The organism is bacterium, from assembly GCA_024228115.1.
GTDB lineage: Bacteria > Myxococcota_A > UBA9160 > UBA9160 > UBA6930.
In genome coordinates, this window is record JAAETT010000671.1 from 1 (window position 1) to 15,972 (window position 15,972).

General features: G+C 65.4%; 14 protein-coding genes. 5 read left to right on the forward strand and 9 right to left on the reverse strand.

From position 1 onward, the window contains the following. Positions 1-197 precede the first annotated feature (197 nt). Entirely contained in the window at positions 198-707 is a 510-nt protein-coding gene (locus GY937_27900; protein MCP5060537.1) for a DUF302 domain-containing protein, read from the forward strand. 31 nt (positions 708-738) lie between these two features. On the opposite strand, the gene GY937_27905 is transcribed toward GY937_27900, so the two are convergent. The 6 genes from GY937_27905 to GY937_27930 all read right to left on the reverse strand — a co-directional run bounded on the left by GY937_27905 (position 739) and on the right by GY937_27930 (position 8,244). Next, positions 739-1,599 (reverse strand): solute-binding protein, encoded by an 861-nt coding sequence (locus GY937_27905; protein ID MCP5060538.1) that lies wholly within the window; start codon positions 1,597-1,599, stop codon positions 739-741. A 1-nt stretch (position 1,600) separates the two neighbouring features. Then, positions 1,601-2,812 carry a hypothetical protein gene (locus tag GY937_27910; protein ID MCP5060539.1) on the reverse strand — a complete coding sequence of 404 codons (1,212 nt, stop codon included), beginning with the start codon at positions 2,810-2,812 and terminating at the stop codon, positions 1,601-1,603. 143 nt (positions 2,813-2,955) lie between these two features. Continuing rightward, complete coding sequence (locus tag GY937_27915) at positions 2,956-3,288, reverse strand: LysR family transcriptional regulator (protein ID MCP5060540.1); 333 nt, start codon at positions 3,286-3,288, stop codon at positions 2,956-2,958. Positions 3,289-3,303: 15 nt separating this feature from the next. Then, complete coding sequence (locus GY937_27920) at positions 3,304-4,581, reverse strand: ammonium transporter (protein ID MCP5060541.1); 1,278 nt, start codon at positions 4,579-4,581, stop codon at positions 3,304-3,306. A 127-nt stretch (positions 4,582-4,708) separates the two neighbouring features. Beyond that, positions 4,709-5,227 (reverse strand): DUF4262 domain-containing protein, encoded by a 519-nt coding sequence (locus GY937_27925; GenBank protein MCP5060542.1) that lies wholly within the window; start codon positions 5,225-5,227, stop codon positions 4,709-4,711. A 29-nt stretch (positions 5,228-5,256) separates the two neighbouring features. Further along, positions 5,257-8,244, reverse strand: coding sequence for a DEAD/DEAH box helicase (locus GY937_27930; protein ID MCP5060543.1), 2,988 nt, complete (start codon positions 8,242-8,244; stop codon positions 5,257-5,259). Between GY937_27930 and greB the strand changes: the two genes are divergently transcribed. Further along, complete coding sequence (greB, locus tag GY937_27935; GenBank protein MCP5060544.1) at positions 8,191-8,682, forward strand: transcription elongation factor GreB; 492 nt, start codon at positions 8,191-8,193, stop codon at positions 8,680-8,682. The genes GY937_27930 and greB overlap by 54 nt on opposite strands. Further along, positions 8,679-9,239, forward strand: coding sequence for a gamma-glutamylcyclotransferase (locus GY937_27940; protein ID MCP5060545.1), 561 nt, complete (start codon positions 8,679-8,681; stop codon positions 9,237-9,239). The genes greB and GY937_27940 overlap by 4 nt, the downstream gene beginning before the upstream one ends. A gap of 3 nt (positions 9,240-9,242) precedes the next feature. Here GY937_27940 and GY937_27945 read toward each other — a convergent pair whose 3' ends face one another. From GY937_27945 to GY937_27955, 3 genes are all read right to left on the reverse strand, one after another. Continuing rightward, a complete protein-coding gene (locus tag GY937_27945) occupies positions 9,243-10,112 on the reverse strand; it encodes an SDR family NAD(P)-dependent oxidoreductase (GenBank protein MCP5060546.1) in 870 nt (289 codons plus the stop codon). Positions 10,113-10,190: 78 nt separating this feature from the next. Then, positions 10,191-11,381, reverse strand: a complete 1,191-nt coding sequence (locus GY937_27950; protein MCP5060547.1) for an MFS transporter — start codon at positions 11,379-11,381, stop codon at positions 10,191-10,193. A 48-nt stretch (positions 11,382-11,429) separates the two neighbouring features. Then, on the reverse strand, positions 11,430-12,047 hold the full coding sequence (locus GY937_27955; GenBank protein MCP5060548.1) for a TetR/AcrR family transcriptional regulator: 618 nt from the start codon (positions 12,045-12,047) through the stop codon (positions 11,430-11,432). A gap of 66 nt (positions 12,048-12,113) precedes the next feature. Here GY937_27955 and GY937_27960 point away from each other — a divergent pair, with 66 nt between their 5' ends. Further along, positions 12,114-15,236 (forward strand): formate acetyltransferase, encoded by a 3,123-nt coding sequence (locus tag GY937_27960; protein MCP5060549.1) that lies wholly within the window; start codon positions 12,114-12,116, stop codon positions 15,234-15,236. Next, on the forward strand, positions 15,233-15,856 hold the full coding sequence (locus GY937_27965) for a glycyl-radical enzyme activating protein (protein ID MCP5060550.1): 624 nt from the start codon (positions 15,233-15,235) through the stop codon (positions 15,854-15,856). Before GY937_27960 ends, GY937_27965 begins: the two co-directional genes overlap by 4 nt. Positions 15,857-15,972: the final 116 nt, after the last annotated feature.

The following is a 15,972-nucleotide window of genomic DNA, read 5'->3' on the forward strand; positions in this document are numbered from 1 at the left end:
ATGATCCTCGGGAAGCCAATCCCGAAGCGAGGGCGGCAGGAGAAGCGACTGGTCCGGCTCGTAGCGTCGAAAGTCTCGCGGCATGGCTCACTCTAGCGAGACTCACCCCTCAATGGCCCTCTGCCGCGCAGACTCCTAGGTTGCCGATTCGAGTTCCGACGGTTTGGGAAGGTGCCCGCCGGAGATCCAGGAGCTCGATGATCTCGATTGAAGGAGTCCCCACGATCATGCCGATCCGATGGCTTCCCGTGGTCTTGATGTTTCTGATCGGACACGCCCCAGCCGCAGCGTTCGATGTGGCGGACTTCCCGATGGACGGCATGGTCGTCCTCGAGACGCCCCACGCGTTCGGCGAACTCGTGAGCCGCGTCGAGCAGGCGATCACCGATCACAAGATGGGTCTGGTCACCCAGGCCTCGGCCAGTGTTGGCGCGGCGGGCCGCGGCGTCATCATCCCAGGCAATCGAGTCGTGGGTGTCTTCCGCCCCGATTTTGCTGTGCGCATGCTCGCCGCCAGCCTCCCCGCCGGGTTCGAGGCGCCGCTCCGCTTCTATCTCGTCGAGAACCCGGACGGCAAGGCCGCACTTGCCTACCGCAAGCCGAGCGCCGTGTTCGGGCCGTACGGCAGCCAAGAACTCGATCGCCTGGCCGAGGAGCTGGACCCGATCTTCTCGGGGATCGCAGCGCAGGCAGCGGCTCCTCGTTAGGTCACGGCGTTCCCTGGACCGGAGTTTCTCCCTAGTGCCCGGAAGCGGCCTCCGGGGTGCCGTTCGCGTTCGGAAAGAAGAGTTGCTCGCCGTCGATCTGGAAAGCAGCGATCGCCTTCTGGCCAGCAGGGCCTGTGAGCCAACCGATGAAGGCGCGGCCGTCCTCCGCCTTGATGTGGGGGTGCTTCTCGGGGTTCACGAGGATCACGCCGTAGGGGTTCATGAGGCGCGGATCGCCTTCGACCAGGATCTCATGGCCACGCTTGTTCCGGAAGCTGATCCAGGTGCCCCGGTCTGTCAGTACGTAGGCTTGCATCGCCACGGCCGTGTTCAGTGTGGCGCCCATTCCCGTTCCCGTCTCCCGATACCAGGTACGGCTCGCCTGGCCCGGGTCGATGTGGGCTGCAGCCCAGAGCGCGCGCTCTTTCGTATGCGTACCACTGTCATCGCCGCGGGAGGCAAAGACGGCCTCGTGGCTCGCGATGCTGCGGAGTGCTGCAGGTGCATCCTTCCCGCCCCGAATTCCAGCCGGATCTTCGGCGGGGCCGACGAGGACGAAATCGTTGTACATGACGTCTCGCCGCTCGATGCCGAAACCGGCTGCGACGAAGGCGTCCTCCCGATCGCGGGCGTGCACGAGCAACAAGTCCCCGTCGCCGTTTCGCGCGTTCTTCAGCGCCTGGCCTGTGCCCACCGCGACCACCCGCACATCGATGCCGGTGGCTGCCTTGAAGCGGGGAATCAGATCATCGAGCAGGCCCGTGTTCTGGGTCGAGGTCGTGGATTGAAGGAGTACGAAGCGCTCGGATTCATCCCCGATCGCTGCAAGCGCTGCCAGGAGGATGCCGGCGAGAAAGAACCCGGTGAGTGAAGAGCGAAGGGGGCGCCGCATGTCAGAAGCGCACGATCAGGTCGGTCTGCAGGAGGATGCGTTCCGATCCCAGCAGGGAATGGTTGAAGGCGGAGCCCGTCTCCACCGGATCACCGACGAAGAGCGAGAGTTTCAGATCCGTATTCTGGAGAACCTCGCGCACGGCTTGCGCCACGTAGACCTGTTGGTTTGCACGACCGGCGAGCAGTGGTGAATCGACGAAACGAGCTGGCCACGCATTGGCTTCGACTCGGAAGTAGCCCGCTTTCAGCCGAACCACCCGCCGCTTGTCGCCCACCTCGACACCGAGGCCGTAGGCCATGTCCTCGTCCCCCGCTTCCGGATGAAGGGGGTGGTTGGCAGCGTCGTGATTTCGCATCCAATGGCCGTAGAGCAAGACAGGCCAGTCTTCGTGTGCGTCCCAGCGCACGTAGGCTGCGAGTTCCGTCGCCGAGATACCGGTGCCACCGTTCGCCGAGCCGTTCAATCCCTCGCGCTGGTTGCCCGCCAGGCTCGATCGGTCGAGGAAATCCGGATCGAGCGAGCGCCACTCGTAGTGGGTGATCCGGCCGCCAAGCTCCCACCCTTCGGCGGGGGTGAGTGTGGCCCCGGCCTGCAGCCCGAACACGTGAGGATCGCGGGACGTCGCGTTCTCGTCGGCGATCAAATAGGCCGCGCGAGCGAAATAGGCCGCGTCTCCGTGGCTGGCAGAATCCCAGCTGAGCGCGGCGCCCTCGACCGAGATGTCACGATCCCAGAGCATCGAATCCGGACCGTGTTTCCAGCGGAACGGCACGCCCATCTTTCCAAGCCGCAGCCGGGTCTGGCCGCCGAGTGGCCCAGATCCCTCCGGTGCCGTCAGATCGAGGTGGGCGCGATCGATGAAGAAGCCATCCGGATCGAAATCGGATCCTCGCCCCCCGAGCGTCTGGTTGGCGCTTCGCACGGCGCCACCGGATGCCAGACGAAAGGTGACCGACGCCCACGGGTTGATTCGGGCCTCGCCCTGGAGCCTCAGCCGATAGCGGGCGCGCGAACGATTCCCGAGATCGATGCCGAGCGAATCCTCGTCGAACCAGAACTGTTCGTATCGGGCGCGGAAGTCACCGGACCACTCGATGCCGGGGACACTCTCCTGCTGGGTTTCCCATTGCTGCTGGCGCGAGGTGAGACCGACGTATTCGGAATCGTCGACGATGCCGCGGGCGTGGAGGATCGCAAGGACCTCTCGCACCACGCTCTCCTCGGGCTCTGAAAGGGCAGGTGCTGGGAGCAGGAGGAGCGCCAGTAGGGAGACGGAAAACCAACGCAAGAGACGTCGTCCTTTGAGTTATGCCTCCGGGGGTATAGCTCGAAGAACGCGCGTGCTTCAAGGGCTCAGCGGGAGCGGACCTGCTTCTCGAGCCTGCGGAGGTCTTTCCCGATGGCGCGCAGGGCGGCGGCTTCCATGGAGTGAAACGTGTCGACGAGTTCCGCGCCGAACGGCGTGAGCGCCGTGCCCCGGGCGGATGTCTCGATGACGGGTGTCTTGAAACACTCGTTCAGATCGTTGATGCGCTCCCACGCGCGCCCGTAGGCGAGGCCAAGCGCCCTTGCCGCGGCGGAGATCGATCCGTGCTCGCCGACGGCTTCGAGCAGGGCGACCTTGCCCGGGCCGAGTTTGTGGACTTCGTCCGCGCCGAAGTAGAAACCCATCCGAACGCGTGTCATGAGGAAGCGTCGGTTCTAGTAGTCGTAGCCGCGTTCCTCGTGGAGGCTCACATCGAGGCCGCGGGTTTCGTCTTCATCTGTCACGCGCAGGCCGATCAGGGCTTCGATGCCTTTCAGGATCACCCAGCTCGCGGCTGCCGTGTAGACGATGGTGACGACGGCCGCCAGGAGTTGGATGCCGAATTGGGAGCCGATCGATAGCGCGCCCTGGTTTCCGCCGAAGATCTCCGAGGCGAACACGGCGGCGAGCACGGTGCCGACGAAACCGCCCACACCGTGAACGCCGAACACGTCGAGCGAATCGTCGTAGCCGATCGTCCGCTTGATGCTGGTGGCGGCGAGGTAGCAGACGACGCCCGAAGCGAGGCCGATCGCCAGGCCGCCGACCGGCCCGATGTAGCCGGATGCCGGTGTCACTGCAGCCAGGCCGGCAATGGCACCGGTTGCGACGCCGAGCACGCTGGGTTTGCCGTAGCGCACCCATTCGATCGCCATCCAGGCGCACGCCGCGGTGGCTGCAGAGATCTGCGTGACGACGGCGGCCATTGCGGCGCCGCCGTTCGCGCCGAGGGCACTGCCGCCATTGAAGCCGTACCAACCCACCCAGAGCATGCCGGTGCCCGTGACGCACATCGTGAGGTTGTGGGGAAGCATGGGCGTCGTCGGGTAGCCGTTCCGCGGCCCGATCACGATGCAGGCGACCAGGGCTCCGATGCCCGCAGTGATGTGCACGACGATTCCGCCCGCAAAATCGAAGACACCGAGTTCGCTGAACCAACCGCCTCCCCAGGTCATGTGGCAGATCGGGAGATAGACGACCACCAGCCACAAGACGCAGAACCACATCATGGAGCTGAACTTCATGCGCTCGGCGAAGGCGCCGACCATCAGCGCGGGTGTGATGATGGCGAAGGTCATCTGGAAGACGAAGAAGAGCACCTCGGGGATCGTTCCAAAGAGGGTGTCCGCAGTGATCCCGCGAAGGAAGCTCTTGTCGAACCCTCCGATCAGCGCCCCGCCCTCGGCGAAGGCCAGGCTATAGCCGAAGGCCGTCCACAACACGGTGATCACGGCCGCGAGTGCGAGGCATTGCATCAAGACCGAGAGCACGTTCTTGGTGCGGACCAGGCCGCCGTAGAAGAGCGCCAGGCCCGGCAGCGTCATGAACAGGACCAACGCGGTCGAGGCCAGGATCCAGGCTGTATCACCGGTGTCGAGCTCGTTCTCCGCAAGCGCGGGAGCTGCGATCAGCAGGGCCAGGATCGGGGCGAAGGAAGACAGACGGGCAAGCATTGAACGACCTCGAGACGGAGATTCCAACGACGACGCAGCGGTTGTTACTCCGTTCGGGGGCGATTCGTCCAGCCCAACGGAGTGGAATCCGCTGATCTGTGCCTGTTTGAGCACGGATCGGGCGATTTCAGAGAGCGCCTTCTCGCCGAAGGGATTCAATCAAGGGCTCGGGGATGGCGGCCTGGGTGGTGGCCTCGTAGAGCAGCGGTTGGTCCCCACGCCAGGCCGGGTCGGATTCGGGCTGCCACGGGAGGTGCCCGCCGGGATCGGGCCAGAAACATTGAAGGGCGGGTACGTCAGCGCGCTTGTAGTGCCACGCGGCGTTGCCCAGGAAGAGCTCTTGCCACTTCGGACGGATGTCGCGGAAGGCGAGAGCCCCCCGCTCCAGAAGCCCGGCCGGTTCGTCCCCCGCGGCGAACCGCGCGCCGCGCTGGATGGCCGCACCGAGATGGTTGAGCAAGCCGGCCAACACCTGAAGGTCGATCCCGAAGGTCAGGAGCTCAGGATGCTCGAAGCGTTCGAAGAGCCCGATCGTGTGGGCCCAGCCCGGCGCAGGATCTTCCGGCGGGATGAGCACGAGGTGCCAGCCGTGCTGCTCGATGTCGTGGCGAACGCGCGCCTCGATCTCGTCCGTGCCGTCACTCATCGCGGGCGAAGCTACCCCGGCCGTTCGACTCAGGCGAGAAGGGCAAGCAGATCCTCTCGTGTGATGCTTCCCGCGGCGCCGGCCTCGGAGAGCGCGGCATCGGCGAGCTCTCGCTTCTTGTCCTGGAGGGCCAGGATCCGCTCTTCGACCGTGTTCTCTGCGACCATCCGGTAGACGAAGACCGGGCTTTCCTGGCCGATCCGGTGAGCGCGGTCTGCAGCCTGGGCTTCGACCGCCGGGTTCCACCAGGGATCGAGCAGGAAGACGTGATCTGCAGCGGTCAAGTTGAGTCCGGTACCCCCAGCGCGCAGGGAGATCAGAAAGATCGGCGGGCCGTCGGGCTCCGAGAATTCTCGTACGACGGCTCCGCGATCGCGGGTCGAACCGTCGAGCCGGGTGAAGGCCAGTCCGGCTTCACGCAGGCGGGGTTCGACCAGATCCAACAGTGAAGTCCATTGGGAGAACACGAGCGCCTTATGCCCTTCGGCGACGGCGGTTTCGAGCCTGTCCGAGAGGAGCGCCAGCTTGGCCGAAACGTCGAGGCTCTGCCCGGGCAGGAGCTGCGGGTGGCAACAGGCCTGGCGGAGACGCAGCAGGGCTTCGAGCGCGGCGAGCACATTGCCTCCGCCCTGGAGTTGTTGGACGACCTCGTCGCGCGTCGCCGCGAGCACCGCATCGTAGACAGCCCGTTCTTCGTCGGAAAGCACGCAGTGGAGCACCATTTCCGTGCGCGGCGGGAGCTCCGGTGCAACCTCCGATTTTCGCCGCCGCAAGACGAAAGGTCGTAGTCGAACCCGAAGGTGCTCGAGCGCCGCTTCGTCGCCGTCGCCAATCGGGCGGGCATAACGTTCCTCGAAATCGCTCCGCCCGCCGAGCAGGCCGGGGTTCAAGAAGTGGAGCTGGCTCCACAACTCTTCGAGGCGGTTCTCGACGGGCGTGCCGGTCAATGTGATGCGTTGGTCAGCGCGAAGCTGATAGGCAGCCTGGGCGACCTGGCTGTTCGGGTTCTTGATCGCCTGGGCCTCGTCGAGGATCACCGCCTGCCAGTGGCGAGCCGTCAAATTCTCCCGATCCCGCCGCAACAGCGCATAGGTCGTGAGGGTCACGTCGGCCGACCCATCGAGACTTCGCCCTGCGCCGTGATAGATGCGCACCGAGAGGCCGGGGCGGAAACGTTGGATCTCCTCTTCCCAGTTCGCGAGCAGGCTGGTCGGCGCGACGACGAGGGTGCCCGGGCCAATGGCACAAAGGGCCTGGAGAGTCTTGCCGAGGCCCATGTCATCGGCGAGTAGCCCGCCGAGCCGGGCCTGGCGCAAGAAGGCCAGCCAGCGCGTGCCCTCTTTCTGATAGTCGCGTAGCTCACCGCGAAGATCGGCGGGCAGCGGCGCCTCGGGAAGTGTTCCGGGCCCCTCGAGGAGTTGAAGCAGGGGTTCAAGGGAGGGCGGGGGCGGGTGGTCGAGATCGACGCACAAGCGGCCGAGGTCCGGTAGGACGGCCGGCGCGACCCGTCCGTCGGCATCTCGCGCAGCGAGTAGATCGGCCACCTGGCGGCCATAGCGGGCGAGCCAATCGGCGGGCAAGGGAGCGAAACCGCCGCCTTCGAGCGGAACGAGCGAGCGGCCGTGGCGCCAGGCGGAGAGGACGGCTTCCGCCGAAGCCTCCGCTTGGCCTTCCGGCGAGGCGAAGTTCAGGGCGACGCGATCGTCATCGATCTCGAGCCGCGCATCGAGGCCGGCGACCCGATGAAAGTTTCGCTCGGGTTCGCCGCGCACGGTCGCGAGCCGCGACATCATCGGGACCAGTTCGAGGGCGCTCGCAGCGTCCAGAACGGAACGGTGCCCGACGGCGAGCCCCAAGGTCGTTCGCAGGCGTTCGGTCAGGCGTTTCTCCTGCACTTCATCCCGGATCGGCACGGCGCCGCCGAGGTGCACGAGGCGCCCGGCATCCACCCGCGCCGTGGGAGGATCGCCGTAGACGAGGAGGGGGAGCACGGCCAGTTCGTCCCCCTGGCGCTCCGTTTCCAGGACGAGCCGCGGGGGAACGCGTTGGGTATCGGGCAGGGCATCCGTCTCGATGCGGACTTCGACACGGCTTTCCAGATCCGGAAGGACGTCGGCCAGTAGTTCGGGAAGATCTTCTGCATCGATGGTTCGTCCGCGCCCCAGGTCTTCGGCCTCACGGCCGGTGAGCCGACTGGGTGCCAGCTCGCGAATCTCGTCTCCGCAGCGAACGAAGCCGGCACCGAATTCCTCTTCGATCGGCGGCTCCAGGGCCGACTGCAAACGAAATCCACCCGCTGCGGAAGTCAGGCGCACGATCGTCGTGACGGGCTCTCCGCGCGTGCGGATGGGCTCGCCGTCGAGCTCGACCTCGCCGCAGTTCTCCAGCGCCGCGAGCAGGCTGCGCATCACTCCGCGGGGCATCGGCCCGGAGTGGCGTGTGCCGAGCGCTCGCTCGACGGCCAGATCGGCCTGGGTGGCACCCACGGAGGGGCCCTCGACCCGGCCGGTTGCGAGGGCGGTAAGCGTCGTCTCGAGGCGTCGCTCCCGCTCGCCATCGACGATGAAGCGCTCGAAAGCGAGGCCGTCGCCCGTGCGTGCGAGACGGTAGACGATGCGCCCTCCGCTTCTTCCCTCGCCGGCGTTCGGTAGCTCGGTTCCCTCACGTGCGGCGCGACGCAGCGCGATCACGCCGGCGGCCACATGCTCGCAGGGATCTTCGCCGCCGGGACAATCGCATTCCCACTCGGCATCCTCCACGTACAGCACGACCGTCGGGTGGATCACCCCGGAGGAGGGCCGCACCCGGAGGATCTGCTCGCTGTCGTCTCCCCCTTCACGGGTCACGGCATCCGACCGCGCCAGCTCCACGCCACGGGACCATGCGCCCTTGGCGGCTTCTTCCCGCACGCGATCGAAAAGCTCATCCACGCACGCGAGACTAGCCGCTAGCCTGGGGGCGTCGTGGGCAGCTACATCACAGCGGAAGGCTTCAAGAAGCTCCAGGCGGAGGAGCATCGCCTATGGAAGGTCGAGCGCCCCCGCGTGACCCGTGAGGTCTCCGAAGCTGCTGCGCTGGGCGATCGTTCGGAGAATGCCGAGTACATCTATGGCAAGAAGCGGCTGCGAGAGATCGACCGGCGGCTGCGATATCTGGCCAAGCGGATGGATGAACTCACCGTCGTTTCGCCCTCTCGCGAGCAGGCAGGGAGAGTCTTCTTTGGTGCATTCGTCCGCGTCGAGGATCCGGAGGGAGCTGAAGCCGAGTACCAACTGGTCGGGCCGGACGAGTCCGACCTCTCGGAAGGCCGGCTCAGCATCGAATCTCCGCTGGGCAGGGCGCTACTCGGAAAGGCGGAAGGCGACGAGGTGCAGGTGCCGAGGCCCCGGGACGGAGGCATCGGGATCTTCGAGGTCGTCGGGATCCGGTACGTCTGGGACGACGCCTCCACGTGAGCTCTTCTCGCGAGCGGGCCGACGGATCCGGGGCGAACGAACTCTGGGTGTTCGGCTACGGCTCCCTGGTGTGGCGCCCCTCGTTTCCCTTTCTCGAGCGCAGGCCGGCGAGCATTCGCGGCTGGACGCGACGCTTCTGGCAAGGCTCGACAGATCATCGCGGCGTTCCGGGTGCTCCCGGCCGCGTGGTGACCCTGGTGCGGGAGAGCGACGCCGAGTGCTGGGGCGCGGCGTATCGCATCGCGGGGAGCGAGATTCCCGACGTGATGGCGCATCTGGATTGGCGAGAGAAGGGCGGCTACGAGCGAGCGGAGGAGAGCTTCCATCTGCGCGAGCCGGAAGATATTGCCGAGGGTGTCTTGTACGTCGCGACCGCTACCAACCCCAACTACCTGGGACCCGCACCGCTCGGGGAGATCGCCGACCAGGTGCGCCGCTCCTCCGGGCCGAGCGGGCCAAACCCTGAATACGTGCTGCGCCTGGCAACGGCGCTTCGGGAGATGGATGCCGAGGATGCCCACGTCTTTGCCCTGGCAGAACTCCTCGGTGTCGATTGAGGCCTACATCTTCGGCAGCAGCCCGGTCGGGCACTCACCTCGCGCGAGCTTCTGGGCGCGTTCGACGAGCTGGGCTTCCATCGTCTCGCGGCCGATCATGATCACGAAGTCTCGTTTGCGGATGCCTTCGACGGCGAACCGGGCCAGCTCGTCCAGATCTTGTACCGGTAGATCGATTCCCACTTTCTTCATGCCGGCCATGAAGTCGTCGAACTTCACCTCGGAGCCTTCGGGTACCGCGTTCTCGCGAGCCAGTTCCGCGGGTCGGTTGCGCTTCGTCGTCCAGATGCCGGTATTCAGCATTCCGCCCGAGGGATAGAAGATCCCTGCGCGAAGCTTCGTCTCCTGGCCGGCGAGTTGCGCCGCCAGACACTCGGTGAGGATGGATACGGCTGCCTTGCTCGAGGCGTAGACGGATTGCTCGGCCAGCGGTGCGATCCCGCCATCCCCGGAAGAGGTGTTCATGACGAATCCTTCCTCTCCGCCGGCGAGCATGCGTGGGACGAAAGCCTGGATGCCGTGCACGACGCCCTGGACGTTGACGCTGTGGACCCACTTCCAATCCGTGGGCTCGGTCTCCCAGAGGTTCAGGTTCGGAACGCTCACGCCCGCGTTGTTGCAGAGCAGATGGCAGGCGCCGTGGGTTTTGTAGACCTGTTCCGCGAGGGCCCGCACCGAGTCCGGTTCGGAAACGTCGGTGACGATTCCCGCCACCTCGCTACCAAGGGTTGCGCAAGCCCGCTCGAGCGCGGGCACCTCGACATCGGCGATGACGACCTTCATCCCTTCGCTGACGAAAGCCTTCGCGAGCGCGAGGCCGATTCCGCTGGCGCCCCCGGTCACGACGGCAACACGGTTGCCGAGTTCCTGCATCCTCGCGTCTCCTGTTGGTGTGGAAGCGCGAGCATACCCCGACGAGCCTCTCGTCGCGGGCGGGTGGTTTCCAGAGGCCTAGGTGCGAGTTCCGGAACTCGCGCTGCGCGCTGCGCCTCGGCCTGCCAGGACGAAGAAGGCCGCGAAGCTCGCGACGCAGCAGAGCCCCCCGAGCCAGTTCACGGGTTGATAGCCCTGGCCGCTCAGCAGGCTGGCGGCGACCGCCGGCCCCAATGTGTTGCCCGCCGCCTGGAACGCAGGTGCCAGCACGAGGTAGCGGCCGTCCGTGTCGAGCTTCGCGGCAAGGCCCAGTTGGAAGGCGCCTCCGATATTCCAGAAGACCGAGAACAACGCGGTGGCGGCGATGAAACCCGACAACTCGAGAGGCAGGGCCAGGATCGCTGCCGCAGCGCCGAGGCCGATCCCCGCGAACGCGAAGGGCGGTCGCCTCCCGAAGCGATCGTTGGCGCGGGAGGCCAGTAGGAGCCCCACGAAGCTGATGGCCGTGGAAACAGCCAGAGCCATCCCGACCTGCTGGTTTTCGAGGCCGGAGGCGCGGCCCATACGCTCGACGTAGGTCCAGATCGAGCCGACGCCCGTGAAGAACACCATGTGGAACACGAGAGCAACCAGCGCCAGCCGAGAACCTGGCAACCGCGCGGGCGTGCCGTGCATCGGCGAGGCTTCGCGGTGCTCGCGGGGGAGCCAACGCACGAAGGGGACCCCCAACACAGCGATCGCCACGAACACGACCAGCATTCCAGTGAAGCCCCAGGACGAAACGACCTGAGGTAGGCCCCAGAACGCCACCGCTGCGTAGGCCACCTGGGTGGCCGTGAGTTGCAGGAACGCGCGGTCCGGCTCCCGCTCCTGGCCCAGGCACGCAAGCCCAAGGGCATAGGCCGGGCCTTCACCCAGAAATCCCGTGAGGAAGCGGATCATGATGAGAGGGCCGGCGGTGGTGGCCCCGATCGAAAGCAGGTTGCCCGCGACGATGAAGCCGAGGCTCAGCCCAGCCGCCAACCGCCAGCTCACGCGATGCTGCCAGCTCACCGCCAGCAGGGATGCCAGACCGATCCCTCCAATCTCACATGAGGCGAGCAGGCCAATCTGGCGATCCGAAAGCGCGGCGTGGTCCGCGGCTGTGCCCACGAAGAAGGGCAGGATCAAGAACATCGCGGTCCCGGCCACGCAGAGGAGGATCGCGCTGATGGTCGGCGCCTTGCCGGTGCGGCCGCTGGTCGGTGCCAGCTCAGGCTTCACGTTCATCGAAGCAGCTCTCTCTTCTCGAGGAGGGACGGGGCGGATCCAGGTGGACTACGTCCCTGAGGGCTGAGCGAACGCTGTCAGCGTGCTCAGGAATTCGTCCGTAGCCTCGACATCCGGAGTGACCAGCGCGTCCATCGTGGCACCTTGAATGGCCCAGATCACGGTGGCCAGCACCGAAGGCCGCGACAAGCACGATCTGGGTGACAACTCCGCCGCCAATGCCTGGTTCTCCTCGGTTGCGCGATGGAAGACGGGCTCGAGCGCGTCGCGCAGACGCGAATCCGTCCGCGCAGCCATCGCCAGCTCGAGAGAAGCCTTCATCTCGGGCCGCTGGTAGAGATCCCATAGGATCCGGATCGAAGCGGCCGTGTTCTCGTCCCCTTGTCCAGCCGCCCGCAGAGCCCGCCGATAGTCGTCGCGCATGTCGGCGTAGACGGCCGTGGCCGCGGCCGCGAAGAGCTCGGCTTTGGACGCGTAGTGCCCGAAGAGCCCGCCCTGTGAGAGGCCCGCGCGCTTCGCGATCTCGGTGGTGGAGGCCCCGGCGTACCCGCGCTCGGCCAGGCTCGCGATGGCGGCCTCGCAAAGCCTTCGCTGAGCGTCCTCGCGGCGCTCGGCCTGCGTCCTGCGCTGCGGCTTCGATTCTCGACGTGCCTGATTCTGCTGCATGTTTTCTGGGTAGCAGAAATCCATAAAAAAGCGACAAGTCGCTTTTTTTATGCGATCCTCAGCCTCATGGAAGAACTCAAAGGCGACTCAGCGGCGACCGGGACACCTGGCGAGAAGCTGTATCGGGATCTCGTGGACCTTGCCGGGCAGTTCGATTCCGTTCCGGAGCTGCGGGATGCACTGTTCGGGGAACCAGACCCCCGTACCGGCCAGCCTTGCCCGATCGAAGGGGTGGTCCGCCTGCGGACCGAGGATTGCTCGGTCGATATCGTGGTGACGATCCGAAGCGGACGCATCCGGGTGCAGCAGGACGAGGATCCTGGTGAGGAAGCCGGGGCAACTCTGATCTTCGCGTCGGAAGACGACATTGCGGCCCTGGAACAGGCCAGTCCGGATGAGGGGGTGCGCAAGTTCCTGGCTTCCGATGTCAGGCTGGAGGGCAACCCGGCCGTCTTCGGTTTCTACAGCTACTTGATGAGCCTGGTCGACCCAGCGGGTGCGTTTTCGGCGATCGAGGAGCAGAAGCGGAAGAACCGAGACGAGGCGTTCGAACTCGCTGCAAAGGCCGGCAAGCCGGACCGTGGGATGCGCAAGACGCGCATTGACGGCCGGTTGCGGGCTGAGGCGATCGACCCGGGCGTCCACTGGCTGACGGAGCCCTACCTCGCCGACTACTGCCTGGCTGATTTCCCGCGGCTGGCTCGGTTCAAACGGGAACACCACGAAACGCTCCCCGAGGTCACGGCAGAATACGGGGAGCTGCTGACGGATTTCTTCCTGGAGAACGGCTACGAATGCCGGAACGACGGCGTTCCGTGGGACCCTTCGTTGCGCATGGCGGAAGCGTTCTGCCACGTGATGCGCCACCGGGAGCCGCTGCTCCGCGACGGGGATCTGCTTGCCGGCACGTTGACTCCGAACCCCATCTGCGGCGCGGTGAACCACCCGTTCACCGTCGGCTGGTCCATCTGGGGCGAGCTCAACGCCCTCGAGCATCGAGAGCTGGACCCCTTCGCGATCACGCCGGAGACCGCCCGAACGCTGCACAAGAAGGTCCTGCCCTTCTGGATGAACCGCCATCTACCGCATGTCTGGCAGGAGAGGCTGCGGGCGAGGCGAGAGAAGGGCGAACAGCCGCGAGCGGACAAGATCTATGACCGGATGTTCTTCCTCATTCCGTGGGGCCTGGTTTCCCTGAATCCGGGTAGCCCGGGTTTTGGCGACGCAGTGCGCAAGGGGTTGCCAGGCATCCGAGCGGAGATCGAAAAAACGCAGATCGAGATCGGAGCGAACTCCGCGCTCGATGAAGGAATTCGGAACGAGAAGCGGATTGCGTTGGAGGCGATGGGCACCGCGGTGGAGGGTGTCTGCATCTACACCGAACGTCTGGCGGATCAGGTCGGTCTGGAGGCCCGAGCCGAAGGCCTTTCGGAGGCCAGACGAACCGAGCTGGAGGAGATGGAGCAGATCCTTCGCGATCTGTTGCAGAGGCCGGCCGAAACCCTCCACGAAGCGCTCCAGGCGATCTGGCTCCTGTTCATCGGCATCGGGCTGGACAGCATGGACGATGACATTGGCGTGGGTCGGCTGGACCAGATCCTCCAGCCTTATTTCGAGGCGGATATGGCGCGGCTGAAGGGGCCGAAGGAACGCGAGGCGTATCTCGAGCGGGCCCTCGAGCTGGTGGGTTGTTTCTTCCTGCGGCTGACCAGCCACCGCATTGCCGCAGCCACGATCGCCTCCTGGCAGAATTCCGGTGCGCCAGGCGTGGCCTCCATCGCCGTCGGTGGCGTGACCCCGTCCGGCGAAGACGCCGTCAACGACATGACCTACGTCATCCTCAAGCTGACGGAGATGCTGTCGCTCGACGATCCGGATATGGATGCCCGCTACATGTCGGGGGTGAACAGCGAGACCTTTCTGCGGCGGGTCAGCGAGGTGAACTACATCACCTCCGGCACTCCGGCGATCCACAACGACAAGCAGGTGATCGCGGGTCTGCGCCAGCACGGCTGGGCTCTGGAGGACGTCCGTGACTGGGTCCCCTGTGGTTGCGTGGAGCCGGTCGTTTCAGGCAAGCACTTCGCCGCGACGGGTGACATCGACTCCAACCTGATGGTGCCGCTGGAGGTGGCGCTCAACAACGGCCGCCACCCGAAGTGGAATCGCAGGCCGACCGACGAGCCGCTGGGAACCCCAACCACTGGCGAGGTCGAGAGCTTCAATGATTTCGATGCATTCTTCGCGGCGTTCGAACGACAATTCCATTTCATCTACGCAGCGCTGATCGAGGAAGTCTCCCATGAGTTGGTGAAGGTCCACCCGGAAGTCATTCCCGCGCCCCTCTATTCGGCCCTGCTGGAGGGCTGCATCGAGTCGGGAAGGGGAATGACGCAGGGAGGTGCCAGGTACAACTCATCCGGCACTTCGTTCATCGGCCTCTCGGACGTGGTCGATTCCCTGCTGGCGATCAAGAAGCTGGTCTTCGACGGGATCGATGGCAAGACGATCGGATTCCGCACGCTGATGGATGCGGTCGAGCACGATTTCAGGGGGGAAACGCCCGGGAGTGAAGAAGACCGATGCTACAAGCGGGTCTTCGCGGCGGCTCGCTACTCCGCGGCCAAGTTCGGCTCCGGCGATCCGGAGGCTCGCGCGATGGCGGACCGGGTGACCCAGATGGTCCGTGAGTTCTTCCACCAGCACACCAACGACCGGGGCGGGCCGTACACCACCGGCTACCGAACCAACAACAATCACACGGTCTTCGGTCGGGTCTCAGGCGCCTCACCGTCGGGAAGATTGGCGAACACGCCGTTCACTTCGGGTCTCACCCCCAGCCCCGTTGCGAGCAAGAATCTTCTCGACAACCTGATCGATGTGGGGAGCATCGATCCTCTCACCGCCGACAACAGCTACACCCTGAACGTCCGCCTGTCATTCTCCAAGAAGAACGACCACGCGGAAAACGTCGCCTTGATCGCACGCTATGTGGACACCTATTTCCAGAGCGGCGGGATGCAGCTCCAGTTCAACATGGTCGATAGCGACACCCTCATGGACGCCATGGCGAACCCGGAACACTATCCCGATCTGATCGTGAGGGTCTCTGGATACACGGGTTACTACACCCGCATGCAGCAAGATCTCCAGCTGGAAATCATCGGGCGGACCGAGTTCGCGTTGTGAACGCCCAGCCGCTGGTCACCGACATCAAAGGCAATTCGCTGGAGGATGGTCCCGGCATCCGCTCGGTGGTCTTCTTCAAGGGCTGCCCTCTGAGCTGCCTGTGGTGTCAGAACCCGGAGACCCAGGCGGTCGAGGCCGAGCTCTGGTGGGAACCGGAGCGCTGCAACAAGGACGGCGGTTGCATGGAGGCCTGTCCAACGGGCGCGCTCTCGCCCTCCAACCCTTTCTTCGTCGATCGAGAGCACTGCAACGCCTGCTTCCGTTGCGTCGATGCCTGCCCTTCGACAGCACTTCGGCCCTCAGGAGAGTCACTCGATGTGGAGGAGCTCGTCCGGCGGTTGCTCCCCTACCGGGCGTACTACGACGCCACCGGAGGTGGGGTGACGCTTTCCGGCGGCGAACCGACGCGGGAGCTCGGCTTCGTCGCGAAACTGCTGGAGCGCTTGAAGGGAGAGGGCATCCACACCCTGCTGCAGACCTGCGGGCTCTTTCCCCTCGCCCGAATGGACTCCGATTTGTTGCCGTGGCTGGATGCGATCCACTTCGATCTCAAACTCATGGACCCGGCTCTCCACCGCACCTACTGTGGCGTGACTGTTGGCGATCACGAGAAACCGTAGAAATCTGATCATCTAGCCCCAATCCGTCATTGGATCCGGGCCCCTGAGGGTATCGGTCCGGGTCAGGCGGCGAGTTGTTCGATGGCCCGATTGAATCGTTGGCGGGTGGAGGCCTC